This window comes from Mycetocola spongiae (assembly GCF_020424085.1).
In the GTDB taxonomy this organism is placed as follows: Bacteria; Actinomycetota; Actinomycetes; order Actinomycetales; family Microbacteriaceae; genus Mycetocola; species Mycetocola spongiae.
Window position 1 is genome coordinate 1,925,875 of sequence record NZ_CP080203.1, and the last position, 23,245, is coordinate 1,949,119.

The window sequence follows — 23,245 nt, forward strand, 5'->3', positions numbered from 1 at the left end:
AGAAACTTTTGCTTCGATCCAGCTTCAGGGCCAGAATCCTTCGCGGACTACTTAAAGGTCTCGTAGAGATCCGGGATCAGCACGAAGCTATTGGGATCGGTGACGATCTATTCGCTCCACCAGTAGCCGATCTTGTCCTGCCGCATTCTCCATTCAGCCTGCTCCAGTTCCATCTCCATTGGCACAGGCAGCTCCTGTTTGCTGTTCTCGAACCAAAGCTTCGCCCCTTCGACAGCCCAGGCCAGTGCAGCCTCCAGAATCTCAAGGTTTTCATTAGCTCGTGTGAGCTTCGGATTGCGAGGACGGTGATGTTCAGGTGAGGTCTTAGGGTCGTACTGATGAGCGGGAACATACTTGTAGGGCATAGGGAAGAGTTCGAGCCTTCGCCAGGTTCCATCGTGATTTGCACTCACCTGAGGTAGGTCATTGGTAGTGATGAAGATCGTGGTGACTACCTTGAATGTCTCCTCGTCCTGGAACTTCTTCGATCCGCGCATCTTGTCTGTACCTGCGAGCTTCTTCACTATCTTGTCATCGAGCCACTGGCCTTCAGCGGTCTCCTCAAGGAGCGCCATACGCAGCCCCTTGAATACACTTCGGCTGAAGCTATCCGCTCCACCAGAGGACAGAACGCTGGAATCAGGGGTGTCCGCATAGTCACCCATGATCGCGCTGATCACATCGAGAAAAGTGCTCTTACCATTTGACCCGCCGCCGCTGAAGAAGAAGATCGACGCATCGCTCGGCTGGTAGCCGGTGAGCGCTTGGCCAACGATGATCTGGAGATAGCGCAGCACATTCGGTGGGAAGGCAGAGAGGATTTCATCCCAGAGTTCTGACCGGGCGCCGGATATATAGATCTGGCCTCGCAGCGCGTGCTGACCGGGGCCGGGCTCACCCTCGTGGCACGCTCCGGGGATACGTATAGATACGAGTTCCTGCTCTGAACCCTCACGGATACGTGGCGGGGTTCGGGCGGGGCCGAGGATTTTGCCGGGAGTCGCTAGCGCGGGTCGGCCGCGACATGCAGCAGCCGGAAACGCTCGCATACCACCGGCATATCGGGTTCAAATCCCCGCGGGTTCTCCGAGTGCTCCCGCCAAAATTTTTGATGCGCCTCGCGCCAATACGCGAGGCTCCGGTCGCCCTCCCCCTCGGCCCGGGCATGATCCGCGCCCACCCGGTCGAAGGCGATCACCTCAACCATCACGGTTTCCACCAGGGCACGCGGCCGCCCGGATCCGTCAAGAATGATATTCAGCAGCCCCGGCTCGGGCAGCCGTTCCCCCGAAAACTCGTAGTCCCAGAGCGCGGATGCGGTGGCGGTTTTGGTGCCGGCGAGCACGAGGGCCAGCAGGCCATCGGCATGCTCCGGGGTGGCGCCAAAGGCCCAGGATTCGGGGGCCTCCGCGGGCAGACCGGGCAGGATATCGCGGCAGTTCCGCCAGAAATTCCGAGGGGTCATGGGCTCAGGCTATCAGCGCCGCCGCGTGGGCTCGGATGACATAATCTCGGGTTTGGCATTGTCCTGGGCCAGATTGCCCGCATGAAAATCAGTGCGTCTGCGGCCTCGGCGCCCCCGGGCGCACCGGCGTGACCGGCACTGCGGCCCGGGCCCGGCCCGCCGCGGGTGACCTGCCCCGCCCGTCGCGCGCCGATGATCGCGCGGCCGATCCCGCGCACTCGTTAGCCCTCCGCGCGCGCGGATAGCGCCGCGGCGAGCGCGCGCCGGGAGTCCTCGGCATCGGCAACCGAGAGATAGAGTCGCCGAAAATGCTGCCCGGGGGCCACGTCGATGCGCAGCGCCTCGCCCGAGCCGGAGTAGTTCCAGAAGTGTCGCTCGCCGTCCGGATGGAACGTGCCGCAGAGCTTGCCGAGGAAGTCCAGTCCGGGGCCGCGCCAGCCGGTCGCGACCCGGTGCGGGGCGGCCTCGATCCCCACCGCGTCGATCCGGGCGAGGGGGATGATCACGCTGCGCCGGAAGCACCAGAGGCGGTCCAGGCCGCGCGGGATCACGGTCACATTCTCCGCGTCGGTCCGCACCAGGGTGCGCCCCACGGGGGCAGATTTCCGCCGCGCGCTCATGCCCACACCGTCCCGCTGCGCGGAAATACGGGCCGGCGGGTGGCGATGGGCGGGGTATCCATGCCCCCGAGTCTAGCGATTCGCGTCGGCTAGACTGGGGCCATGACGGCGAGCATCCTGATCGGTATGGGTTCGGCGGCGATGCTGCTGATCGTGGCCTTCGTCGCGCTGGGCATTGCCCGCTCGAGCGAGCGCGGCACCCTGGCCCGCAACGGTTCGGTGGGTATTCGCTCGCGCGCGACCCTGGCCTCGGATGCGGCCTGGGAGGCCGGGCATCGCGCGGGCGGGGCGCGCTTGCGCGTCTGCGGTCTCGGCGCGCTGATCGGAGCCGCACTCGGGGTTCTGGCGGGTTTTTTGCCGCTGCTCGGGGGCTCCGAAATGGTCACCAATTCGGCAATTGCGACGCTGATTATTGCCACCTCGGTCTGGGTTGTGGCCTGGGCACTCGCGGCGGGCGGCGCGGCCAATCGCGCGGCCCGGGCGGTGACCGCCGCGGAGGGTTAGTCCCCCGCGAGGAAACCCGCGCGCTTCGAGCGCCAGGACGAACGATACGCGTACTCCGCATCGCGCGCGTCCGCGGCGAGCACCGCGCGGGTGGCGGGGGCCATCGCGCGGACGTCCTCGTCCTCATAGCGCCAGCCCAGGGGAAACACAAAGCGCGCCCGGTAGTACCCCATCCAGAACAGCACGAGGTCGCGGTCATCGCGCAGCGATTCGTATTCCAGGGCCCCGCGCTCGTGCCGGGTGATCTCCCACCCGCCGCCGTCCTTCGGCCGCGCGGAAAAATCGGGGTCACCGCCCCAGCGCCAGGCCACACCGGTATTCCCGGGAGCATCGTTATTCACGCGCTCCAGCGTCTCGGCGAGGGCTTCCGGGGTCCACGGCGCGGGAAACCAGGTGCTCAGGCTCGCGCTCAGCGCCGCGGCACTGGGCCAACGCCACGCGGATTTGGGGGCCGAGCGGGCAGGCTCCAGGAGGGCCCCGAGCGCAATCGTGGGCAGGGCGGGGCCCGCGTCATCCAGCAGCGCTATATGCAGTTGCAGCGCGCGCAGATAGCGGCGATGCTCGGCCTCATCGGCGAAGGGCGGCAGCGGAATATCGGCCACGGTGGGGCTGCCCCAAGGCACGGTATCACCCAGAAAGCTCATCGGTTCCTCCTCGATTGCTGATCCGAGACCCAGCCTAATGCCGCGGGGAATACAGCACCCGGTTCCCGCGGTTATATCGGGAATGTCACCGCTCCTCGAACCCGCGCCCGTATTTGGGGCCCTCGACCGGGCACTCGCCGCGCTCGATTGGACCCTGCGCGAGTCCACCCATCTTGAGCTGGCCGCGGGCGAGCGGATGGTGCCCTCGCCCGATGCGGGCTTTAGCTATCTGATCGCGGGCAGCGCCGCGATCCGGATCGGCGAGCACTGGACCGAGCTGGCCGCGGGCGATCTGCTGTTTTATCCGCGCGGGGCCCGCCGCGAGATCCGCGCCCGGGAGGCCGGTTCCCTCCTCGACGCGACCGTGGTCCCGGCCGCCACCACCCGCAACGCGCTCACCATTTTTCCCGATGCATTGCGCGTGACCGGTTTCCGCGAGCGGGAACCCAATCTCGCCCGGCTGATCGAGTCGATGGCCTGCGGCCCGGCCACCGCCGCGGCACCGGGCCGCGTCACCACGGCCCCGCGCCGCGACGGCGATATCGTGGTGTGTAGCCTGATTGCCACCACGATTATTTCGGCATCCGTGCGGCTCTGGGCCGAGCTGGGCTGCGCACCCGAGCGCTGGCTGCACCGCGTGAGCGACCCCTATATTGCCCGCGCCCTGGATGCGCTGCACGCCGATCCGGGTCATCCCTGGACCGTGCAGGAGCTGGCGCGGGTGGCCGCAATGTCGCGCTCCTCCTTCGCCGAACGCTTCCACGGGCTGGTGGGGAAGACCCCCGCGTCCTATCTCACCGGGGTGCGAATGGAGGAGAGCATGGGGCTGCTGCTGCGCGAGGGCCTGAGCATTGCCGATACCGCGCGCCGTCTCGGTTATGAGTCCGAGGCCGGTTTCAGCCGCGCATTCCGCCGCCATACCGGGCAGACCCCCGCGCTCTGGCGCGAGGGTCACCGCGCAGCCTAGGTCCGCACCGGCACCGCCTCCGCCGCGGGGGAGGCCGAGGCCGGGTGCGTATGGCGCGCGGCCCCAAAGAGCGCGCCGCCGAGCAGGGTGGAGATCGCGGCGGCCACGAGGGTCACGGCGATGCCCACGCCGTCCACCAGCAGGCCCCCGATGCCCGCACCGATCGTGATGGCCAGCTGGAATCCGGCCACCAGCAGGCCCCCGCCGGCCTCCATCCGTTCGGGAGCGAGGCGGCCCATCCAGGTGGAGACCACCAGCAGCCATGCGCCAAAGCCGATGCCCCAGAGGGCCACCGCGATCACCACGATCCAGAGCTGGCCGGGGAAAATGGTGAGTGCCGCGATGCCGCCGCCGATCAGGGCCGGCACGAGGAAACGCATCAGTGCGAGGTGGCGATCCACCAGCAACCCCACGATGAAGTTACCAAATACTCCGCCCAGCCCGAAGGCCGCGAGCAGCGCCGCGATTCCGCCCGCGTCGATCCCGGGCACGCGTTCCAGCGCGAGCCGAATATAGGTGAACGCGGCAAAATGTCCCAGCACCACCAGGACGTGACCAAGTAGCCCCAGCGGCATTCCGGGGACGCGCAGCGTCTCGCCGAGGGCCCGGAAACCGGTGCTCGCGGCGGGGGCCACGGGCGGCAGGACCGAGCGCAGCAGCACCGCCACGATCAGCGAGAGCGCGGCGGCCGCGGCAAAGACCACGCGCCAGTCAAAGATCGAGCCGAGGAAAATGCCCAGCGGCACCCCGGCCACGGTGGCCACGGTGGTGCCGGTATTAACCAGCATCAGGGCGCGGCCGAGGTGCCGCGGCCGGGCGAGGCGCGCGGTCACCGCGATCGACATCGCCCAGAATCCGCCGATGGCCGCGCCGAGCAGGAGCCGGGCAATCAGCAGCAGGATCAGGTTGGGTGCGAGGGCCACCAGGATATTGGATACCGCCGCGGCCAGCGCCAGCCCCGCAAGCAGGGTGCGCCGGTCCAGGCGCGGGAAGATGATGCCGATCGTGGGGGCGGTCAGGAATCCGATGATCGCGGTGGCGGTCACTGCCTGCCCGGCCTGCCCCTCGGTGATGCCGAGCGAGGCCGCCATCGTGGGCAGCAGGCTCGGCGGCAGGAACTCGGCGGTCACCAGGATGAAGCTGGTGGCCATGAGGACGGCGATGCCGGCCCACGCGGTGCGGGGCTCGGCGGGGGATAAAACGGGAGTGGTCATTCTTCGAGTCTGGCCGCGTGGCGGTGTGTGCATCCGATGGATCGTCCGCCGCGGGGAACCGATCGTCCGGGAGGCCCGGCCCCGGGACGACGGAAATATCGTCCCGGGGCGGGCCCGGTGGTTAGCCCTCTTCGGCCGCGGGGCGGCGGCGCAGGATCAGGGCGCCCGCGCCGAGTGCAAGCAGCACGAGTGCCGCGGCAAGCGGGGCGAGCAGATCCCCACCGGTGGTGGACAGGCCCGCGGGGGCCGCGGTTCCCGCGGTGGCGGCCCCGGTCGGGGTGGTTCCCGGGGTTGCGCCGGGATCGGTACCCGGATCCGTTCCGGGATCGGTGCCGGGGTCCGTGCCCGGATCGATCACGGCATCCGGGTCCACCACGCCGATCGCCGCGGATGCGGCAAAGCCCGAACCATAACCCACGGCGCGCAACTCATGCGCCCCAAACGCGGTATCGGCGGGGATGGTCACGGGGGCGGCGAAGCCCCCGTCGGCGGAGATCAGCGTGCCCAGTTCCACCGGGTCGGAGTGCAGGCTCAGCGTCACTGCCTCCCCCACCCGGAATCCGCTGCCGCTCAGGTTCAGGCTCTGGCCCGGGCGCGGATCCGCGGCACTGACCGCGAGGGTTCCCGGGGCGGCCGTGGCCTCGGCACAGGCATCACCCTGCACGCCCACGGGCGGGAGGGAATCGCGTGCGGTACCGGCCACGATCACGCCGTCATCCTCGCGCACGGTGAGCGCGCCATAGGGCTGACCCATCGTGGCGTTTTGCAGCACGCTGGCCACAACCGGATAGGACACGGAGGCCGCGGTTCCCGGCGCGCTATCGCCGTAGAGCGGCACCGAGATGGCCTTACAGGTCTCGCCCGGGGCGAAGGTCACGGTATCCAGCGAGAGCCCCATTCGGCCCCCGGTCGCGCCGAGCCCGCTGAGCTCGGCCACCACGGGAACGGTCGAGGCCCGCGAGAGGAGCACGGCCACTCCGGCCGTGGCCGGGCCGTTGCCCTCTTCCACGATGGTATCGGCCACGCTCACCGACGGGCGGGCCGAGGTCTTCGCGGTGCCCACGCCGGGTGTGGTGAGCGCCACATCGGAGACATAAACGCCGCCCGCGGGGGTGGTGGCCCCGAGCCGAATCTCGCGCAGATCGGCGATATTCACCTCGCTCAGTTCGGCCACCGGAATCAGCACGTTTTGCAGCAGGACCTTGCGCAGCGGCGCGGCCGTTCCCGGCAATACCTGGAGCGCATTGCCGAGCGAGGACACCAGGAGCGACTGGGTTTTTCCCGCTCCGTCGAGCACACTCACGCGCAGGTCGGTGCCGCCCACCACGCTCTCATCGGGGGCGATCGCGAGGCTCAGGTTCTGCCGGGAGGACGCATCGCGGGCCGCGGCGGGCACCGGAATGCGCAGTTCCCCGTTCGCGGCACTCCAGGTGAAGCGCAGCATCGGGCTGGCCGCGACCGAGGGTGCATAGGTGGCGGGGGTCCAGTGGGGCACCTGGGCGGATCCGAGGGCACTGGCACAATAGGGCAGCGTTCCGGCCACGGGTCGCTCGCTCAGGCTTGCGCAGGTCTGGGCCCGCGCGGCCCCCGCGGTGGTCACCCCTCCCGGGGTGGTCAAACGGGCAATATCGGTGCGGTTTTCGGCGGGCTGATGCGCGGTCACCCGCACATCGGCGCGGCCCGCGGAGGCCACGGTGGCGGAGGAGCCGTCAAAGAGCGGCAGGAACCGGGTGTCCCCGCCCATCGTGAGCCGGAAGAAGGCACTCATATAGGCCGTGCCCGCGGCGCGCTGCTCGGTATCGCTCAGGCGGGCGGGTGCCTGCGCGGAGCCACAGTCGGGATTGGCCTGGGGCCGGTCCTGGGCGGCCCAGTCATCGGAGGAGGATGTGGGGTAGATGCTGGGGGTCCAGATGGTATTGAAGTAGTTATGGTTGGTGCCCATGATCAGTACCGAGGAGCGCAGCACGGAATCGCCAAATGCGTAGCGCGAGTCATCGATGAAGTGCTGGCCCTGCAGGTTGGAGACATCGCCGTCACAATAGGGCAGGATCACCGCGGTGGGCACATCCGGGAGGGTCATCCGGCCAAAATCGGTGGGGGCCAGCGGGAGCACAGCCTCGATGTTATAGGGCTCGGCGCGCGTGGCGTTCAGCAGTGCCGCCCGCACCACGCCGTCGCCGCCGCGGGAGTGGCCCATCAGGCCCACATGTCCGAGATCCAGGCGGCCGATCAGCGCGGGGTCCAGCCCGGGCTGGGTTCCGGCATTGGCGCGGGCCAGTAGGTCCAGGCTGTCCAGCACAAGCTGGCCGCGGGCGAGGGCACCGCGGTCGGCCGCGAGCTGGTTATCGTTGGAGTTGATCGCGTTGGCGGCGATAGACACCACGGCATAGCCGTTGCTCGCGAGCGCATTGGCGGTATCGTCATAGCCCCGATAGCTCGGGATATTGGTCTGGGTCGGGCCGCAGGGCCAGCGGTTGGGGTTGGCCCCGCTGCCCGCGCAGGACGTGTGTCGCCCGTGCAGGAGAAGCACCACGGGGCTTGCATCGGTTTTTTCCCGCGGATAGTAGACCGCGCCGGTGAGCTCGCCACGGATCCCGCCGATCCCGGCCAGGGCGATGGCCTCATCGCCGAGGTCATAATCGGCGCGGGCCACGCTGAAGGCCCCGGGGGCGCTCGGATCGGCGTCGATTATGCGGCCCAGGGCCGCGGTCTCGGGGGTGTCCGGGGCGAGGGAGCGCGCGCGGGAGGGGGCCGCGGCCACCGCATCGGGGGCGCCGTCCCAGCCCAGCTCGATTGAATCGGTTTTCAGTACGTCGGGATCGCCCGTGACCAGGCTCAGGCTGAGCCCATCCGCGGATTCGATTGCGGGGCCGAGGTCGATCCCATCGGCGAGCAGGCTCGGGGAGGCGGCACGCATCGGCAGCGGGCTCTCCAGGTCGAGCGTCACCACATAGCCGCCCGCGGCGGCCTCGATACTCCAGTTATCGCCACTGCGGGTCACGGGATTCTGCGGGGTCGCGGCGGCGGGAACCACCGCGGTGAGGGGAACGGCGAGGAGGCAGAGCGCGGCGGCTATGCCCAGTCGTCTGGGGGTGCGTTGATACGGGTGCACGGAACTCCTTGTGATGTGATCTTGGGGATGGATTCTCACGAGCGCGCCGGGGCCCACCCCTCCGAGCGCGTGCTGTCTGCGTGATTGAGGGAAAGCTATCAGCGCGGGATGCCCAAAAAGCCCCGGGAAACACGATGTTCACATGCTTGTTACGACGGGGGTAGCCGGCGCTCCCGGCGAATATGCCCGGAGGAGAATACCGTGCGACGCGGGGGAAGGAGCACCAGGAGAACAGCGAGCGCCCCCAGGATCAGGCCCGCGAGGGTCGCGGGCGTAAACGGATCGCCAAAGAGCATCGTGCCGGCGAGGGCCGTGGTCGGGGCCACCAGATAGAGCAGCACGTTGAGCGGCGTGATGCCGATCCGGCGCAGCAGATACCAGTACAGCCCATAGGCCATCAGCGTGGGAAATACGGCTGTGAGCACGGTGGCCAGCCAGAACTGCGCCGAGGCCGGGGGCGCGAGGGTTCCGGTGGCCGCCGCGAGCAGGGCAAAAACGATAAGGGCCACGCCCGAGTGCACGGCGAGGGTGGTGCCCACCGCGAGCCGCACGGGCGTGCGCCTCTCCACAAAGGTGCCCGCCACGAGGCTCGCGAGCGAGATCAGGGGCAGCAGATAGGCCGGGGAGAACGCGGCGGTGGCGGCGGCATCGGCTCCCACGATCAGCGTCACTCCGAGCGCGCCGAGGAGCAGGCCGACCCACTGCGCGGAGCGCAGCCGCAGCCCGAGGAGCGGCCCGATCAGGGTGGCAATCAGGAGCGGTTGCACGGCGTCGATGAGCGCCACCGTGCCCGCCGATACCCCAGCGGCCACCGCCAGGTAGATGGGCAGGACGTAACCCACCTGGCTTAATAACCCGATAAGCAGGTGTGGCCTTGCGTCGCGCCAGGTTGGCGGGCGTGGCCGGCCGCGGCGCGGGGTGCGCGCGAGCGCCGCGACGGCCAGGATCGCGGCCACACAGAGGAAGCGCCAAAACAGCACGGTCGTGGCGGGGGCCGCATCGGTGCCGTATTTCGCGATGATAAAGCCGGAGCTCCAGCTCAGGACGAAGGCCGCCGCGGCCGCGATAAGGACCACCACCCGAGGTATACCGATCTGTATAGTCATGCGTCGAGTATACAGAGCTGTATACTCGACGCATGACCAGCGATCACCTCCCCGAGCCCGAGCCGCGCTATACGCCGGGGGCGCAGCGCGTGCTCGACGCGGCCTCGGATCTGTTTTATCGCGAGGGCATTCACGCGGTCGGCGTGGATAGCATCGCCCAGGCCGCGGGGGTCACCAAAAAAACGCTCTACGATCGTTTTGGTTCCAAGGAGGCCCTCGTGGTGGCCTATCTGCGCGGCCGGGATTCCCGCTGGCGCGAATATCTCGAATCCGAGCTGGAGGCGCTGCCTGCGGGACCCGGGCGCGTGGGTGCCCTCTTTGATATTTCCCGCGCCTGGGCCGATCTTCACGGGGCGCGCGGATGCAGCGCAATCAACGCCCGCGCCGAGGTGGAGTCCCCCGCCGATCCCATCGCCCACGAGGCCATCCGTCAAAAGAAATGGCTGCGCGATATTTTTGAACGCGAATGCCGCTCCGCCGGCCTCGCCGATCCGGGACCCCTCGCCGATGCCCTGATGCTGCTCTATGAGGGCGCCCTCGTGACCACGGGAATGGGCACCTTCGCGGATCCCTTCGGCGTGGCCCGCGAGAGCGCGCAGCGCCTGATCTCCCGAGGCTAGCGCCCGAGCAGCTCGCGGATCGCCGCGATGATCGCCGCCGGGTCCTCCTCCGCCATAAAGTGGCCGGCGGCGAGCGTGCGATGATCCAGGTCCTTGGCCCAGGCACCCCACAGGGCTCGCGCGTCAAAACCAAGCTGCACACCCCAGTCCTGCTGGATCACCATGACCGGCATAGCCAGCGTGCGGCCCGCGTCTCGGTCCTCCCGGTCGTGCCGCAGGTCGACACCCGCGGATGCCCGATAATCCGCCACGATTGAGGTCACCGCGCCGCGCGAGGCCCGCAGATACTCTGCGCGATACTCCTCCGGAATGGCCTCGGGGGTGGATACCCAACCGTCGATAAAGGACGCAAAAAACGTATCCGCCGTGGCCTCGATCATGGGCTCGGCAATTCCGGCGGGCTGGGCCATCAGGTAGAGATGCCAGGCCACGCGGGCGTCCACCCCCCGCAGAATATCCCACATGTCCAGGGTCGGGAGCACATCCAGAGAGAGCAGGTGGGTCACGACCTCGGGGTGATCCAGCGCCGCACGGATCGCCACGAGCGCGCCACGGTCGTGGCCGGCCAACGCAAATTTCTCGTGGCCAAGCACGCGAGCCGCCTCGATAATATCGGCGGCCATGACGCGCTTGGAATAGGTATCCTCATCCTTCTCTGCGGGTTTATCGCTCGCACCATATCCGCGTAGATCCGGCACGATCACCGTGTGATCGGCGGCGAGATTGGCGACCACATGCCGCCACATCACGTGGGTTTCGGGGAAACCATGCAGCAGCACTACCGCGGGTCCGGAGCCGGCAACGGCCACGTTGAGGGCCACCCCCTCGGCCACGGTGATGCGATGGTATTCGGCCTGGGAAAGAGTTAGGGTCATGGGTTTTCTCCTCAAAATTATGATGAGTCCTACGGTGCCGCACCCCAATCAGCGTCCGCTCAGCGCAACTAGACTGGGCCCATGCAGACGCCGCTGATTCGGGTCCTCGGGCCGATTGAATTTGGGCCGCACGGTTCCTCCGTGCCGGGTCGGCCGCGGCATCGCGAGATCCTCGGGCTCCTGGCCGCCGCACGCGGACGCCCGGTCTCGATGTCACGCCTGCGCGAGGATCTCTGGGACGAACCCGAGACCGGATCGGTCGGTGCCGTCCAGACCTTCATCGGCGAGCTGCGGCGCGCGTTGGAACCGGGGCGGCCCGCACGCACACCCCCGCAAATTTTAGTGTCCTCGGCTATGGGCTATGCCCTCCGGCTGAGCCCCGCGGATGTGGATCTCTGGCATGCGGAATCGCTACTTGCCGCAGCCCGTGAGGCGGAACCGCTTGCCGCCGAGGGGCTACGTGCCGAGGCCCTGTCCCTCTGGCGCGGGGGAGCCTTTGAGGAGTTTCGGGAGCGGCCCTGGGCCCGGGCCGAGCGCGCTCACCTCGCCGAGGTACGGGCAGGCGCAATGGAGGAGCTGGCATACGGATGGCTCCAACGCGGGGAGAACGCACGGGCGGTGCCGGAACTGGAGGAACACGTAGCCTCCTATCCCTGGCGAGAGGAGGGCTGGCGGCTGCTCGCCCTCGCACTGCATCGTGGCCTCCGGCGCGCGGAGGCGCTGGAAACCCTGCGCCGCGCCCGCGCCTATCTGGCCGATAGCCTCGGGCTCGATCCGGGACGTGCCCTCGCCGACCTGGAGCTCTCGATCCTCCGCTCGGATCCGGCGCTCGACCTCGCCACGAGCGGCACGCTGCTCGCGGATGCCGCCGCCGCACACTCTCATACGGGGGCCCGAACGCGGCTGGAATCGGCGAGTAGCCTCCTGCCCCGGCTTGCAGTTTCGGGTGGGCTGCGCTTTGCCGAGGCCCGGCGCATTCATATCATCGCGGCGGCCGAGGAGTTTAACGATCCGCAGCTCACGGCTAGGATCATCGGTGATTATGATGTGCCGGGTGCCTGGACACGATCGGACGACCCCGAACGCTCGGACCAAATTGTGACCGCCGCCCTGCGCACACTCGCCCGGCTCCCCCCGGATGCCTCGGCTCGGGTGCGCGCCCGGCTACTCGCCGTAATCGCGATGGAATCCCGTGGTACGGCCTCCCGGTCTGCGGAGGCGCACGAGTCCGAGCGGCTCGCGCGTGGCCTGGGCGATCCCGCGCTGATCTGTTTTGCCTTGGCGGCGCGGGTCATGCAGGAGTTTGGGCGCTGCGGGCTGGCCGCCGAGCGCGAGGCCCTCGCGGCCGAGCTGACCGCGCTGGCCGTCGCGGCGGAGCTCCCCACATTTGAGATCTACGGCAGGCTCAGCCGAATGCAGGCGCTGAGCGCACTGAGCCGATACCCGGAGGCGATATCCGAGGCGGAGTCGGTGGAGATGCTGGCGCTGCTGCACGAGCGCCCCCTCGCCACGGTCCTCACGGCCTGGTTTCGCTACGGGGTTCTTGGGACCGGGGATGAGCCCGCCCACTCCCCCGAGATGCCCGGGTTCTCGGTGGGCCTGCCCGAGCTGAGACACCTCGTGAGCCAGGACGGTACGGATTCTCCGGGGGATGCGGATTTTGGGCCCCTGGAACCCTGGGCACGGCCGCTCGTCCTCGCCCATGCGGGAGCCCTGGAGGAGGCACGCGGGGCCCTGAATATCCTGCCCGATCCGCCCGCCGATCTGCTCCGCGAGGCCGCCTGGGTCCTGGTCGCCCAGGCCTCCCTGCTGAGCGATCACGCCCCTTCCCGCGACCGTGCGCGGGCCGCCCTGCTGCCCGCGGCCACCGAGCGCGCGGCCGGTAGCGGGGTCGTGGATGCGGGCCCAATCGCCCCGGTATTGGCCGCACTCGCGGCGGCATCCGCCCCCTCACGGGCCTGAGCTCATATGCGGCCGCCGCTTCCCGCAGCCGCACTCACGCACCCCTTGCACTCACCCCCGAATTCGCGGTTTGCGCCATCTCCGCTCCGGACAGCCAGGGACAGCGTCGCGCTCCTCCTCGCGGGGGCCTAGCCGGCGGGGTCGTCTCGGCTAAAACCCCTCATCTTGTGGAGCCCGTCGAGACGCTGAATGCCCCGCAGATAGCGGCACCGGCCCGAACCATCCGGTCCACGGGTGGGATCGCAATTATCACGGCCCCGATCGCGGAGGCGCCTCAAGGCCGCAAGACGATAACGCTGTCCGGCCAGGGCGCCGCTCCCAGCGACCCTTGCCCCGAGCCCCGATGCGAGATAGCGTGACAGGGATACGCGACGAGGGGGTAGCGATGTCCGAGACACCGGTGGGGCTCAGATTCCACTACTGGGGCGGTTCGCTCCTGATCCTCTCCGCCCTTCTGGCGGGGTCTCCCCTCCCCGCACCGTTTGACCTCCCCCTCGCGCGCACCCTCCTGATCGCGGCGGCGCTACTTCTCCTCGCTCTCGGCGGCGGCGTATCCCGAAATATTTTTCGTGGTCGACCCCTGGGTACCACCGCGTTGCTCCTGCTTGCGGGCCTCATCCTCGCCCGAGCCGTCTTGCCGAGCCTGATCTTTGGTCCCGCCGGTGGGGATCCCGGGCTGCTGACACCGCTGCGGGAGAGCGGGGTTCTGCTCCTGCAAGCCCTGGACTTTATCACCCTGATAACCGCGCTGATCGTGGCCGTTCAGGTTGCTCGCCTCCCCGGGCTCCCGCCGCGCTGGCGCTGGGCCCCCACCTGGGCGCTGGGGGCCCTGGCCCTCGTCGGTCTCATCACTCAGACGGTCTTCCTCGCCGGAAGTGGGGCCCTGACCCTCGCCGCGCAGAACGCTCTGCTCTGGGGTGGCCTCGTGAATAATGTGGTAGCCGTGTTCCTTGGTGTACTGGTGCTGCTCTGGACCCACTCCGATGCCATAACGTCGCGGGAAGGGGACCACCGCGCGGGCGATCCCCGGGCGGGGCAACCCCCGTATGCGGCGACAGGCGACGGGGCCTAAAACGCGGTGAGGGCGGCGAAGATCCCAAACAGGATGCCCGGGAGATTGGCGATCACCACGGGCAGGTCGCGCTCCTTCTTAAAGAACCCATAAACCACCCACAGTGTGCAGTTGATCGCGGCCACGAGCGGCTGCACGGGCGAGGATTTATCGCCGTGCAGGTTGCCAATGATCTGCGGAATATAGGACACATACATCAGGATCGCGGTGACCGTGGCCACGCGCCCCACGATCGCAAACGCGTCGCGTTCGCCCGCCCGCCGGGCGCGGGGATCCGCGGTCTCGTTTCCACCCTCGTCCGTATCATGCCCGGTCATCATGCCCCTCGTTCCCGGCCGCGTATGAGCGAGTTTCGCCCCCGCCTCCCCGTGCGCCCAGGCTACCGAGGGTCCCCCGCGGCGGCCCGCGAGGCCCGCACCCCCAGATCGGGGCCGGGACCGCCCGGGATCACGCCGTGTCATAGTGTCGAAGGATGAACCTCCGCCCTCCTCAGATTCCGCTTCCGCGCCGGCTGTCGCGCGTGGAGAAATTCTCCAATCCGTGGCTGACCCTCTATGAGGACAGCGTGGAGTTCTCGCCCACCCATACGGGCGGCTACGCGATCCTCGAGAAGCCGGATTTCTCCCTCGTCATTCCCCTCGCAGGGCACCGGGTGTGCCTGGTCCGGCAATATCGCTATCCGGTGGGCCGGTGGGGTTATGAGTTTCCGCAGGGCTCGACGCAGGATGCCGGGCCCCGGCCGAGCGCGGAGCAGGAGGCCCTCCGGGAGCTGCGCGAGGAAACGGGCCTGATCGCCCGCTCCCTGGAACCCCTCGGCAGCATTCACGAGTCCGCGGGGATCAGCGCCAGCCGGTGCCACCTCTTCGCCGCGGAGATCGAGGCGGAGGCCGCCGCACAGCCGGAACCCACCGAGATAATCTCGGGCATCCTCTGGGTGGACCGGCACGAGTTTTGGGATCTGGTGGCGCGGGGAGAGATCACCGATTCCCCCACCATCGCGGCAATGGGAATCTATTCTCGGCGCTGAGCCCAGTACGCCACCCCGGGCGGAGGCGTTAACGAAAAATGCCCCGTCCGAAGACGAGGCAAGTTCCGAGATGTGCGCCCGGAGGGATTCGAACCCCCAACCTTCTGATCCGTAGTCAGATGCTCTATCCGTTGAGCTACGGGCGCAGATATTCATTTATGTGACCCGGCGAGATAATTTCTTATCCCCTTGGGCCATTAGATAGCTTAGCGTAGGATTTCCACTCGCGCGAATCGAGATAATCCCCCGCCGTGTCGCCCGGAATTACGCGGATTTTTGCGCCGCCGCCCGGGCCCCGTGCGAAAAACAAATAACGAATATTAGGGGTTGCCCGCGGGGGCGCCCGGTCGCGGGGAGGCGCGCGGGTGTTCCCGGCGACCCAGCGCATATTCGGTCACCCCCACCAGGGCCATCGCCGCGGCCGCGCCGAGCGCCGCGAGCCCCAGGGCAAAGGGCACGGCTGCCCCGAGCCAGGTCGGGTCCGAAACCAGGAGCCCCGCGATGATAAACAGAAATACGCCGCCGCCGGCCCCCGCGCCGGCCAGCCACATCCGGGTCGAGCGGCGCGGCGGCGGGGCATGCGCCGTCCGTAACCCCATAAACAGGGCACCGGCAAGCGCGGCCGCCGCAAAGAGGGCCCCCGCAAATCCGGTGCTCAGCGCGTTAATCGCCCCTCCCCCATCCGCGCCCCCGCCCAGAATCGGGAGGGCGGCGAGCGCCCCGAGCGCATAGCCCGCGGGGATCGCGAGGAGGATCGGCCAGCGATAGGCGCGCATAAAACCACGCACCCCCGGCCGCGGGTGGGTCTCCGGCGCGGGGGCCGCGGCGGAGGCTCCCGCGTGCGCCTCCACGGCCGCCGCGAGGAGGCCCGAGACGAGCGCGGCCAGCAGCAGCGGGATGGTTGTCACCCGGAGAATAAAACCCACCGGGTCCAGATACCCCGGGTTGGCATCCGGCACCACCACGAGGCCCGCGGCGCAGACCACCGCCAGGAGCGCGAGCAGCGCACCCCCCGCGGCGAGCGCCACCCGCACCCCGGGTGCCCGCGCGTGGTTCCGGTCGCCGAGCCAGAGCGCAAGCAGCGCGCCCGAGACGGCGAGGATTCCCGCGAGGGTGCCGAGGGACACGGCAAAGATCAGGCCGCCCCCGGCCGCGCGATAATACAGGCCACAGAGCAGGCCCGCGAGGGCACCGAGGGGCAGGCCGAGGATCGCAAAGACACGATAACGGTGCAGGACCATAGTGGAAGGTTACCTCCCCCGGCGGCCGCTGACCAGGGGGAGTTCGGGGCGGGTTCTGCCGCGCAATACCGCGCCGGCGCACGCCCCGCGGCCGCTCCCCCGGGTCGCACACGACCCCCGTTTTCGGTACCGCCTGTCCCGCCCCCACCCCCTCGATTTTTGACATACTCCGTCATGAACGGTCATAAAACCCCCGCCCGGGCCCGTGTGTTACGCACCGCCTTGGGCCCGCCGCGCGGCGCTGTTAGTTTCGAGAAATACACGGCGGAATATTCGGTCGCCGGGCAATCTGACGAGGTGGAAATAGTGGCTTCTCGCATCATCCTGAACGCGTTTGACATGGGTTGTGTCACGCATCAGTCCCCCGGCCTGTGGCGGCATCCGGACAACCGCGCCGATGAATATAACACCCTCGGCTATTGGACCAATCTGGCCAAGCTCCTCGAGCGGGGCAAATTTGACGCGCTCTTCCTCGCCGATGTGGTGGGCATCTACGATGTTTACCGCGATTCCGCCGCCCCGCCCATCCTGGACGCCGCGCAGGTCCCGCTGATCAACCCGATCCTGCCGATCACCGCGATGGCCGCCGTGACCGAGCACCTCGGCTTTGGCGTGACCGTGGCGCTCACCTATGAGCAGCCCTATGCGCTCGCCCGCACCTTCAGCACGCTGGATCACCTCACCAACGGCCGCATCGGCTGGAACGTGGTCACCAGCTATCTGAATAGCGCCGCGACCAACCTCGGCCTGGGCCAGCAGATCGCCCACGATACGCGCTATGAGATCGCCGAGGAGTTCATCGACGTCACCTATAAGCTCTGGGAGGGTTCCTGGGAGGACGGCGCGGTCAAGCGCGATCGCGAGAGCGGCGTATTCACCGATCCCAGTCTGGTGCATCCGATCGGCCACGAGGGCACCCACTATTCGGTCCCGGGCATCCACCTGTCCGAGCCCTCCCCGCAGCGCACCCCGGTGATCTTCCAGGCCGGCACCTCGGGCAAGGGCAAGGTCTTTGGGGCCCGGCACGCGGAGGCCTCGTTCCTGAACGGTAACCGCCCCGAGATCACCCGCAAAAACGTGGACGCCATCCGCGATGCCACCGAGGCCGCGGGCCGCCCGCGCGATGCCGTGAAGGTCATCGTGCTGGTCACCATCATCACCGCCGAGACCGATGAGCTCGCGCGGGAAAAATATGCCGACTATCTCTCCTATGCCAGCTCCGAGGGGGCACTCGCGCTCTATGGCGGCTGGTCCGGGCTGGACCTGTCCCAGTTTGATCCCAATGAGCCGCTGAAATACGTGGATACCGATGCGGCGCGTTCCGCCCTGGCCTCGTTCACCATCTCCGATCCGGAGCGCGAGTGGACCCCGCTGGATATCGCCGAATACCTCGGAATCGGCGGAATCGGCCCGGTGATCGTGGGCAGCCCCGGCACCGTGGCCGATGAGCTGGAGCGCTGGGTGGAGGTGGCCGATGTGGACGGCTTTAACATCGCCTATGCCGTGAGCCCGGGCAGCTTCGAGGACATCGTGGACCTCGTGGTCCCCGAGCTGCAGCGCCGCGGCCGCGTCTGGGAGGACTATCCCGAGGGCACCCTGCGCGAGCGCCTGAGCGGTGCGGGCCCGCACCTGGCCGATACCCATCCCGGGGCACAATATCGCGGCGCCTATGCCGGGGCCCGTTCGGCCGCCGACGGCAGCGCCGGGATCCCCGCCACCCCCACCACCGCAGCACCGACCCGCGAAGGGACCGCAGCATGACCGAGACACTCACCTCCCGTTCCCCCTGGCACGGCACCGCCGATCCCGCCGAGCTGGCCCACTGGCGGGCCGTGGCCGAGACCGTGGCCGCAACCCTCGCGGTGGATGCCGTGGAGCGCGATCGCGCCAATCTCGACCCGCACGTGGAGCTGGAATTATTGCGCTCCTCCGGGCTGGTGAACCTGCTGATCCCCGCCGAATACGGCGGGGGCGGCGCCCACTGGGAGAGCGCTTTCCTCGCGATCCGCATCCTCGCCCGCGCCGATGCCTCGGTCTCCCAGGTACTCGCCTATCACTATGTGAACTCGGCGGGCATCGTCTTTAACCTCCCCGGCGAGCGACAGGCCGAGTGGTTCCGGCGCAGCGCCGCCGGCAACTGGGTCTGGGGCGATTCGGTCAATCCGGTGGACCCCGCCCTGAGCCTCGTGCCGCACGGCGAGGGCTATATCCTAAACGGCCTGAAGCGGTTCTCCACGGGGGCCTCCGTGGGCGATGTCACGCTCGTGAATGCGCGCGTCTCGGAGGGTCCCGATACCGGACGTTTCGCCTATGCGGTCCTCGAACATACCCGCGCGGGTGTGCACTATCTGGGTGACTGGGACGCGCTGGGCCAGCGCCTGTCAGCAAGCGGCTCGGTGCGCTTTACCGATGTGCGGATCGAGCCGGCGGATCTGCTGGGCCTGGACTCGGAGGAGCCCTTCTCGAGCCTCGTGACCCCCGGGATTCAGCTGGCCTTTGGCAACCTCTACCTGGGTATCGCCGAGGGCGCGCTGGAGCGCGGCACTGAGATCCTCCGGGCCCGCGCCAATGCGTGGTTCCTGAGCAGCGCCGACCTCTATCGCAACGACCCGTTTGTGCAGCGCACCGTGGGCGAGTTTGTGTCCCGGATCGCCGCCGCCGAGGCACTCGCCGACCGCGTGAACGTGCTTTTTGACCGCGCGATCGAGCGCGGCGCCGATCTCACGGCCGCCGAGCGCGGCGAGATCGCGATCCAGATCGCCCAGCTTAAGGTGGTCACCGATGACGTGGCCGTGACCGTGGCCAACCGCATTTTTGAGGTGACCGGTTCCAGTTCGGCCCTCACCCGGGTGGGTTTGGATATTTATTGGCGCAATATCCGCACCCACTCCTTGCATGACCCGGTGGACTATAAGAAGCTTGAGGTGGGCGCGCACTATCTCAACGGAGAGCTGCAGCCCATTTCGCTTTATACCTAAGAAAGGTCCGCGTAAATGAGCAACGAGGTTCGCTTCGACGCGTCGGTGTATGAAACGCACCGCCCCTATCAGGCCGCCGCCGACCGCTATACCCACCTGGGCTACCGCCGGGTGGGCAATAGCGGCCTGCTGCTGCCTCCCATCTCCCTCGGCCTGTGGTACAACTTCGGGGATAACCGCCCCTTTGATACCCAGCGCGAGATCCTGCAGCACGCGTTTGATCGTGGCATCACCCACTTCGATCTGGCCAATAACTACGGCCCGCCGAATGGCTCGGCCGAGTATAACTTCGGCCGGATGTTGCATACCGATTTTAAGCCGTACCGCAGCGAGCTGATCGTCTCGACCAAGGCGGGCTGGCCGCACTGGCCGGGCCCCTACGGCAATTTTGGCAGCCGCAAATACCTGCTGAACAGCCTGGATGAGTCGCTGGAGCGCCTGCGCACCGACTACGTGGATATCTTCTATTCGCACCGGGTAGACCCCGATACCCCGATCGAGGAGACCGTGCACGCCCTGGACACCGCGGTGCGTCAGGGTAAGGCACTCTATGTGGGTATCTCCTCGTATTCGCCCGAGCGCACCGAGCGCGCGGTTGCGGTCGCGAAGGAACTCGGCACGCCCCTGGTCATTCACCAGCCGTCCTATTCCATCGTGAACCGCTGGGTCGAGGACGGCCTGCTCTCCACGCTGGATACCGCGGGCATGGGCTCGATCGCGTTTACCCCGCTCGCGCAGGGCCTGCTCACCAATAAGTATCTGCAGGATCCCACGGCCTCGCATGCAGTGCCGCGCCCGTCGTTCCGGGACACCATGCTGAGCGAGGATAATCTCGCCCGGCTGCGCGCCCTGAACGCGATCGCCGAGCGCCGCGGTCAGACGCTCGCGCAGATGGCCATCGCCTGGGTCCTGCGCCCGGGTGGGGTCACCAGCGCCCTGATCGGTGTGTCCTCGGTGGCGCAGCTGGACGAAAACCTGGAGGCCCTGCGCAACCTGGAGTTCAGCGCGGCCGAGCTGGCCGAGATTGATGCCGCCGCCGGAAGCGACGCCGGCGTGAACCTGTGGTCGGTATCCTCCGACCTCTAGGCTCTCCTCCACCGCGGCGGCGGTCCGTGCCCCGGCACGGGCCGCCGCCACGGTATTTTTCAGCCCTCACTCGCATCGGCGAGCTGCGCGGGGCAGGTGCCCCCGGGGGTCGTGGCCAGCTCAAAATGCCAGCGCTCATTGGCATAGGTTTGGCACAGGCCGTAGCGCGCCCCGTGCTGGCCGAGCCAGGAATTGGCATCGGTGGGGCCGATATCCACGGCATTGCCCGTGACGTGCCGCGAGGACTCGGGGGTGCTAACCCATTTCCGGGCCTCCTCCTCGCCGCCATAGGTGGAGATGGCCTCCTCCAGGAGGCTGCGCTGATAGCGTTCGTGACGCCAGCCCGACGTGATAAACAGCGGGGTTCCCGCGGCCCGGGCATCCTCCGCGGCCTCGCGCACAGCGGCGCGTAGCCCGGGTTCCAGGCGGGAGATCGCGGGCACCGTCACGGCGAGCGGATCAAGCGGGGAGTCCACGTGGATCAGGCCGTCCTCCTCCCCGATCGGCCCGCTCGGCCGCGCGCCGGCCTCCCCCGGCGCACACCCGGATAGCGATACTACGGCGAGCAGGGCGAGTGCGCCCAGGCGGGGTGATAAAAACATGTTTCTCCTCGGGGATCAATGGGGTTCCCCCCAGTACACCCGCCCGGGTGTAGCCAGGATGTTCCGGAAAATCGATACATTTTCAATACAGGCCGCGGCCTACACTGGGGGCAGGCCCCGCCCGGGGCGGAAGGCGGCTCTGTGATGCGGGTACTCGTGGTCGAGGACGAGGTCTATCTGGCCGAGGCCCTCCAGGCCGGGCTGCGGCTCGAGGCAATCGCCGCGGATATCGTGGGCGATGGCGATGCCGCCCTGGAACGTCTTGCGGTTTATGACTATGACGTGGTGGTGCTGGATCGCGATATCCCCGGCACCCACGGCGATGATGTCTGTCGCGCGATCGTGGCGGCGGGCGCGGGGCCGCGCGTGCTGATGCTCACGGCCGCGGAGGATCTTGACGATAAGGTCGAGGGCTTTGAGCTGGGCGCGGATGACTATCTCACCAAGCCCTTTGAGCTGCGCGAGCTGATCGTGCGCCTGCGCTCCCTCGCCCGCCGCCCCGCGCGCGGTACCCCGCCGGTGCTGGAGGCAGCGGGGATCCGGCTGGACCCGTTTCGGCGCGAGGTCTATCGCGAGGGCCGCTTTGTGCACCTCACCCGGAAACAGTTTTCGGTGCTGGAGGTGCTGATGGCCGCCGGGGGCGGCGTGATCAGCGCCGAGGAACTCCTGGAGCGCGCCTGGGATGAGAACGCCGATCCGTTCACCAGCGCGATCCGCATCACGATCTCCACGCTGCGCAAACGCCTGGGTGCCCCCGACCCCATCGAGACGGTCTCGGGCGTGGGGTATCGCCTGGGGCGCGGCGCATGAGCCGGCCGCGCCCGCGGATCAGCGCCCGGGCCCGGCTCACGCTGAGCTATGCGCTATTTGTGATGATCGCGGGGGCCGTGGCCCTCGCGGTGATCTTTGTGGTGATGCGGTTCATCCCCGATTATCCGCTGTCCTCCGCGCAGTTCCCGGAGATGGCGGCGGCCTCGCGCGGGGAGATCATGTCGGCGCTGCTGAACGCCTCGGTGCTCGCGATGGTTTTGCTCGCGGTGATTGGGCTCGGCGCGGGGTGGTTCATCTCGGGCCGCGTGCTGCGCCCGCTGCAAAATATTAACGATGCCGCGCGGCGCGCGGCGGAGGGTTCGCTGGGGCATCGGATCGCGCTGACCGGGCCGCGCGATGAGTTCACCGATCTCTCGGATACGTTTGACCATATGTTGGACCGCCTGCAGGCCTCATTTGAGGCGCAGCGCCGGTTCTCGGCAAACGCCTCGCATGAGCTGCGCACGCCGCTCGCGATCTCGCGCACGATGCTGGAGGTGGCGCGGGCCGATCCCGCGCATCAGGACTATGACGTGCTGACCGCGCGGCTGCTGGAGGTGAACGAGCGCGGCTCGCGCATCGTCACGGCGCTGCTTGCCCTCTCCGAGATTGGTTCGGCCCGGCTGGTTCCGCTACGGCTGGATCTTGCGGCCATCGCGGAGGAGGCGGCGTCCACCGTCGCGGGCGAGGCCCGGCTCTCTGGCCGCGAGCTGCGCCTCGCGATGGGGCCCGCGCCGGTGAGCGGCGATGCCGATCTGCTGCGCCAGCTCACCCAGAACCTGCTGGAGAACGCGCTGCGGCACGGCGAGGGCGCGGTGATGCTCGGGGTGGAGAATGCGCCCGGGGGCGCGATCCTCACGGTGGACAGCGGCGGGGCGGTACTGGACCCGGAGCGGATCCACGCCTTTTTTGAACCGTTTATGCGCGGTGGGGGCCGGCTGGCCGCGACCGCGGGTGCACCGCGCGGGCACGGCCTCGGGCTCGCGCTGGTGCGCCAGATTGCCGCGGCGCACGGCGCGGAGGTTACCGCGACCCCCGGGGAGGCCGGGGGCCTGCGGATGCGCGTGGTCTTTCCGGCGATCAGCGGCTAGGCCGCGGGGGCCGCCGGGGTCTTTTTGGGGCAGTGCAGCTGCGTGCGCTCCCCGCTGCGGTCCACGATGTGCTCGGACATCACGTTGCCGCAGATCGGGCACGGTGCCTGTGCCGTGGGAGGGAGCGGTTCCTCGTTAAACGGCCCGAGCGGCGGCGGCCCAATATAGGGTCGGAGTTTTCCGTTCAGCCAGTTTGTGAAGCCGCCCGCGGCTTTAATGCCACCGGGTTCACCTTTAGTTCGTGCCATA

The 23,245-nt window shown here is 68.3% G+C and carries 23 protein-coding genes and 1 tRNA gene; 11 read left to right on the forward strand and 13 right to left on the reverse strand.

The annotated features are described in order from the left end of the window. Positions 1-107: 107 nt before the first annotated feature. The 3 genes from KXZ72_RS08725 to KXZ72_RS08735 form a co-directional block, all read right to left on the reverse strand. The gene (locus KXZ72_RS08725) at positions 108-797 is read right to left on the reverse strand and encodes a phage/plasmid primase, P4 family (RefSeq protein WP_264159333.1); all 690 of its coding nucleotides are present in this window, start codon (positions 795-797) and stop codon (positions 108-110) included. 206 nt (positions 798-1,003) lie between these two features. After that, on the reverse strand, positions 1,004-1,465 hold the full coding sequence (locus KXZ72_RS08730) for an ASCH domain-containing protein (protein ID WP_226080291.1): 462 nt from the start codon (positions 1,463-1,465) through the stop codon (positions 1,004-1,006). Between the two features lie 221 nt (positions 1,466-1,686). Then, positions 1,687-2,085 (reverse strand): hypothetical protein, encoded by a 399-nt coding sequence (locus tag KXZ72_RS08735; RefSeq protein WP_226080293.1) that lies wholly within the window; start codon positions 2,083-2,085, stop codon positions 1,687-1,689. 102 nt (positions 2,086-2,187) lie between these two features. Here KXZ72_RS08735 and KXZ72_RS08740 point away from each other — a divergent pair, with 102 nt between their 5' ends. After that, positions 2,188-2,589 carry an SdpI family protein gene (locus tag KXZ72_RS08740; protein WP_226080295.1) on the forward strand — a complete coding sequence of 134 codons (402 nt, stop codon included), beginning with the start codon at positions 2,188-2,190 and terminating at the stop codon, positions 2,587-2,589. On the opposite strand, the gene KXZ72_RS08745 is transcribed toward KXZ72_RS08740, so the two are convergent. Continuing rightward, positions 2,586-3,233, reverse strand: coding sequence for a hypothetical protein (locus KXZ72_RS08745; protein ID WP_226080297.1), 648 nt, complete (start codon positions 3,231-3,233; stop codon positions 2,586-2,588). The two genes, KXZ72_RS08740 and KXZ72_RS08745, sit on opposite strands and share 4 nt — an antisense overlap. Before the next feature lie 82 nt (positions 3,234-3,315). On the opposite strand from KXZ72_RS08745, the gene KXZ72_RS08750 reads away from it, so the two are divergent. After that, a complete protein-coding gene (locus KXZ72_RS08750) occupies positions 3,316-4,200 on the forward strand; it encodes an AraC family transcriptional regulator (RefSeq protein ID WP_226080299.1) in 885 nt (294 codons plus the stop codon). Here KXZ72_RS08750 and KXZ72_RS08755 read toward each other — a convergent pair. The 3 genes from KXZ72_RS08755 to KXZ72_RS08765 all read right to left on the reverse strand — a co-directional run bounded on the left by KXZ72_RS08755 (position 4,197) and on the right by KXZ72_RS08765 (position 9,632). Then, positions 4,197-5,414: an MFS transporter gene (locus tag KXZ72_RS08755; RefSeq protein ID WP_226080300.1), complete on the reverse strand. Its 1,218-nt coding sequence runs from the start codon at positions 5,412-5,414 to the stop codon at positions 4,197-4,199. The two genes, KXZ72_RS08750 and KXZ72_RS08755, sit on opposite strands and share 4 nt — an antisense overlap. 121 nt (positions 5,415-5,535) lie before the next feature. Next, positions 5,536-8,526, reverse strand: coding sequence for an alpha/beta hydrolase (locus tag KXZ72_RS08760; RefSeq protein WP_226080302.1), 2,991 nt, complete (start codon positions 8,524-8,526; stop codon positions 5,536-5,538). Between the two features lie 149 nt (positions 8,527-8,675). Beyond that, a complete protein-coding gene (locus tag KXZ72_RS08765; RefSeq protein WP_226080303.1) occupies positions 8,676-9,632 on the reverse strand; it encodes a DMT family transporter in 957 nt (318 codons plus the stop codon). 32 nt (positions 9,633-9,664) lie between these two features. On the opposite strand from KXZ72_RS08765, the gene KXZ72_RS08770 reads away from it, so the two are divergent. Beyond that, on the forward strand, positions 9,665-10,252 hold the full coding sequence (locus KXZ72_RS08770; protein WP_226080304.1) for a TetR/AcrR family transcriptional regulator: 588 nt from the start codon (positions 9,665-9,667) through the stop codon (positions 10,250-10,252). On the opposite strand, the gene KXZ72_RS08775 is transcribed toward KXZ72_RS08770, so the two are convergent. Next, positions 10,249-11,127 carry an alpha/beta fold hydrolase gene (locus tag KXZ72_RS08775; RefSeq protein ID WP_226080305.1) on the reverse strand — a complete coding sequence of 293 codons (879 nt, stop codon included), beginning with the start codon at positions 11,125-11,127 and terminating at the stop codon, positions 10,249-10,251. The two genes, KXZ72_RS08770 and KXZ72_RS08775, sit on opposite strands and share 4 nt — an antisense overlap. 81 nt (positions 11,128-11,208) lie before the next feature. Between KXZ72_RS08775 and KXZ72_RS08780 the strand changes: the two genes are divergently transcribed. Together KXZ72_RS08780 and KXZ72_RS08785 are read left to right on the forward strand one after the other, a co-directional pair. Further along, positions 11,209-13,089: an AfsR/SARP family transcriptional regulator gene (locus KXZ72_RS08780; RefSeq protein WP_226080306.1), complete on the forward strand. Its 1,881-nt coding sequence runs from the start codon at positions 11,209-11,211 to the stop codon at positions 13,087-13,089. Between the two features lie 385 nt (positions 13,090-13,474). After that, positions 13,475-14,161 carry a hypothetical protein gene (locus tag KXZ72_RS08785; RefSeq protein ID WP_226080307.1) on the forward strand — a complete coding sequence of 229 codons (687 nt, stop codon included), beginning with the start codon at positions 13,475-13,477 and terminating at the stop codon, positions 14,159-14,161. Here the strand turns inward: KXZ72_RS08785 and KXZ72_RS08790 are convergent. After that, a complete protein-coding gene (locus KXZ72_RS08790) occupies positions 14,158-14,481 on the reverse strand; it encodes an SWEET family sugar transporter (protein WP_226080308.1) in 324 nt (107 codons plus the stop codon). The two genes, KXZ72_RS08785 and KXZ72_RS08790, sit on opposite strands and share 4 nt — an antisense overlap. Positions 14,482-14,633: 152 nt before the next feature. On the opposite strand from KXZ72_RS08790, the gene KXZ72_RS08795 reads away from it, so the two are divergent. Then, positions 14,634-15,188 carry an NUDIX domain-containing protein gene (locus tag KXZ72_RS08795; RefSeq protein WP_226080309.1) on the forward strand — a complete coding sequence of 185 codons (555 nt, stop codon included), beginning with the start codon at positions 14,634-14,636 and terminating at the stop codon, positions 15,186-15,188. 73 nt (positions 15,189-15,261) lie between these two features. Here KXZ72_RS08795 and KXZ72_RS08800 read toward each other — a convergent pair. Together KXZ72_RS08800 and KXZ72_RS08805 are read right to left on the reverse strand one after the other, a co-directional pair. After that, a tRNA-Arg gene (locus KXZ72_RS08800) sits at positions 15,262-15,334 on the reverse strand. A 174-nt stretch (positions 15,335-15,508) separates the two neighbouring features. Next, entirely contained in the window at positions 15,509-16,429 is a 921-nt protein-coding gene (locus KXZ72_RS08805) for a hypothetical protein (RefSeq protein ID WP_226080310.1), read from the reverse strand. Positions 16,430-16,735: 306 nt separating this feature from the next. On the opposite strand from KXZ72_RS08805, the gene KXZ72_RS08810 reads away from it, so the two are divergent. The 3 genes from KXZ72_RS08810 to mgrA are packed head-to-tail and all read left to right on the forward strand — an operon-like array spanning position 16,736 to position 20,493. Further along, positions 16,736-18,190, forward strand: coding sequence for an LLM class flavin-dependent oxidoreductase (locus KXZ72_RS08810; RefSeq protein ID WP_226080313.1), 1,455 nt, complete (start codon positions 16,736-16,738; stop codon positions 18,188-18,190). Beyond that, on the forward strand, positions 18,187-19,407 hold the full coding sequence (locus KXZ72_RS08815; protein WP_226080315.1) for an acyl-CoA dehydrogenase family protein: 1,221 nt from the start codon (positions 18,187-18,189) through the stop codon (positions 19,405-19,407). The genes KXZ72_RS08810 and KXZ72_RS08815 overlap by 4 nt, the downstream gene beginning before the upstream one ends. 15 nt (positions 19,408-19,422) lie before the next feature. After that, entirely contained in the window at positions 19,423-20,493 is a 1,071-nt protein-coding gene (mgrA, locus tag KXZ72_RS08820; protein WP_226080316.1) for an L-glyceraldehyde 3-phosphate reductase, read from the forward strand. Between the two features lie 59 nt (positions 20,494-20,552). Here mgrA and KXZ72_RS08825 read toward each other — a convergent pair whose 3' ends face one another. After that, positions 20,553-21,095, reverse strand: a complete 543-nt coding sequence (locus tag KXZ72_RS08825; protein WP_226080318.1) for a M15 family metallopeptidase — start codon at positions 21,093-21,095, stop codon at positions 20,553-20,555. A 144-nt stretch (positions 21,096-21,239) separates the two neighbouring features. Here KXZ72_RS08825 and KXZ72_RS08830 point away from each other — a divergent pair, with 144 nt between their 5' ends. Further along, positions 21,240-21,905: a response regulator transcription factor gene (locus KXZ72_RS08830; RefSeq protein ID WP_226083491.1), complete on the forward strand. Its 666-nt coding sequence runs from the start codon at positions 21,240-21,242 to the stop codon at positions 21,903-21,905. Next, positions 21,902-22,996 (forward strand): sensor histidine kinase, encoded by a 1,095-nt coding sequence (locus KXZ72_RS08835; protein WP_226080320.1) that lies wholly within the window; start codon positions 21,902-21,904, stop codon positions 22,994-22,996. The genes KXZ72_RS08830 and KXZ72_RS08835 overlap by 4 nt, the downstream gene beginning before the upstream one ends. Here KXZ72_RS08835 and KXZ72_RS08840 read toward each other — a convergent pair. Continuing rightward, on the reverse strand, positions 22,993-23,244 hold the full coding sequence (locus tag KXZ72_RS08840) for a hypothetical protein (RefSeq protein ID WP_226080322.1): 252 nt from the start codon (positions 23,242-23,244) through the stop codon (positions 22,993-22,995). The genes KXZ72_RS08835 and KXZ72_RS08840 overlap by 4 nt on opposite strands. Position 23,245: the final 1 nt, after the last annotated feature.

Coding starts and splice junctions, on each gene's coding strand:
- KXZ72_RS08730 (WP_226080291.1), bottom strand. CDS start 1,465: ATGACCCCTCGGAATTTCTGGCGGAACTGCCGCGATATCCTGCCCGGT.
- KXZ72_RS08735 (WP_226080293.1), bottom strand. CDS start 2,085: ATGAGCGCGCGGCGGAAATCTGCCCCCGTGGGGCGCACCCTGGTGCGG.
- KXZ72_RS08740 (WP_226080295.1), top strand. CDS start 2,188: ATGACGGCGAGCATCCTGATCGGTATGGGTTCGGCGGCGATGCTGCTG.
- KXZ72_RS08745 (WP_226080297.1), bottom strand. CDS start 3,233: ATGAGCTTTCTGGGTGATACCGTGCCTTGGGGCAGCCCCACCGTGGCC.
- KXZ72_RS08750 (WP_226080299.1), top strand. CDS start 3,316: ATGTCACCGCTCCTCGAACCCGCGCCCGTATTTGGGGCCCTCGACCGG.
- KXZ72_RS08755 (WP_226080300.1), bottom strand. CDS start 5,414: ATGACCACTCCCGTTTTATCCCCCGCCGAGCCCCGCACCGCGTGGGCC.
- KXZ72_RS08765 (WP_226080303.1), bottom strand. CDS start 9,632: ATGACTATACAGATCGGTATACCTCGGGTGGTGGTCCTTATCGCGGCC.
- KXZ72_RS08770 (WP_226080304.1), top strand. CDS start 9,665: ATGACCAGCGATCACCTCCCCGAGCCCGAGCCGCGCTATACGCCGGGG.
- KXZ72_RS08775 (WP_226080305.1), bottom strand. CDS start 11,127: ATGACCCTAACTCTTTCCCAGGCCGAATACCATCGCATCACCGTGGCC.
- KXZ72_RS08780 (WP_226080306.1), top strand. CDS start 11,209: ATGCAGACGCCGCTGATTCGGGTCCTCGGGCCGATTGAATTTGGGCCG.
- KXZ72_RS08785 (WP_226080307.1), top strand. CDS start 13,475: ATGTCCGAGACACCGGTGGGGCTCAGATTCCACTACTGGGGCGGTTCG.
- KXZ72_RS08790 (WP_226080308.1), bottom strand. CDS start 14,481: ATGATGACCGGGCATGATACGGACGAGGGTGGAAACGAGACCGCGGAT.
- KXZ72_RS08795 (WP_226080309.1), top strand. CDS start 14,634: ATGAACCTCCGCCCTCCTCAGATTCCGCTTCCGCGCCGGCTGTCGCGC.
- KXZ72_RS08805 (WP_226080310.1), bottom strand. CDS start 16,429: ATGGTCCTGCACCGTTATCGTGTCTTTGCGATCCTCGGCCTGCCCCTC.
- KXZ72_RS08815 (WP_226080315.1), top strand. CDS start 18,187: ATGACCGAGACACTCACCTCCCGTTCCCCCTGGCACGGCACCGCCGAT.
- mgrA (WP_226080316.1), top strand. CDS start 19,423: ATGAGCAACGAGGTTCGCTTCGACGCGTCGGTGTATGAAACGCACCGC.
- KXZ72_RS08825 (WP_226080318.1), bottom strand. CDS start 21,095: ATGTTTTTATCACCCCGCCTGGGCGCACTCGCCCTGCTCGCCGTAGTA.
- KXZ72_RS08830 (WP_226083491.1), top strand. CDS start 21,240: ATGCGGGTACTCGTGGTCGAGGACGAGGTCTATCTGGCCGAGGCCCTC.
- KXZ72_RS08835 (WP_226080320.1), top strand. CDS start 21,902: ATGAGCCGGCCGCGCCCGCGGATCAGCGCCCGGGCCCGGCTCACGCTG.
- KXZ72_RS08840 (WP_226080322.1), bottom strand. CDS start 23,244: ATGGCACGAACTAAAGGTGAACCCGGTGGCATTAAAGCCGCGGGCGGC.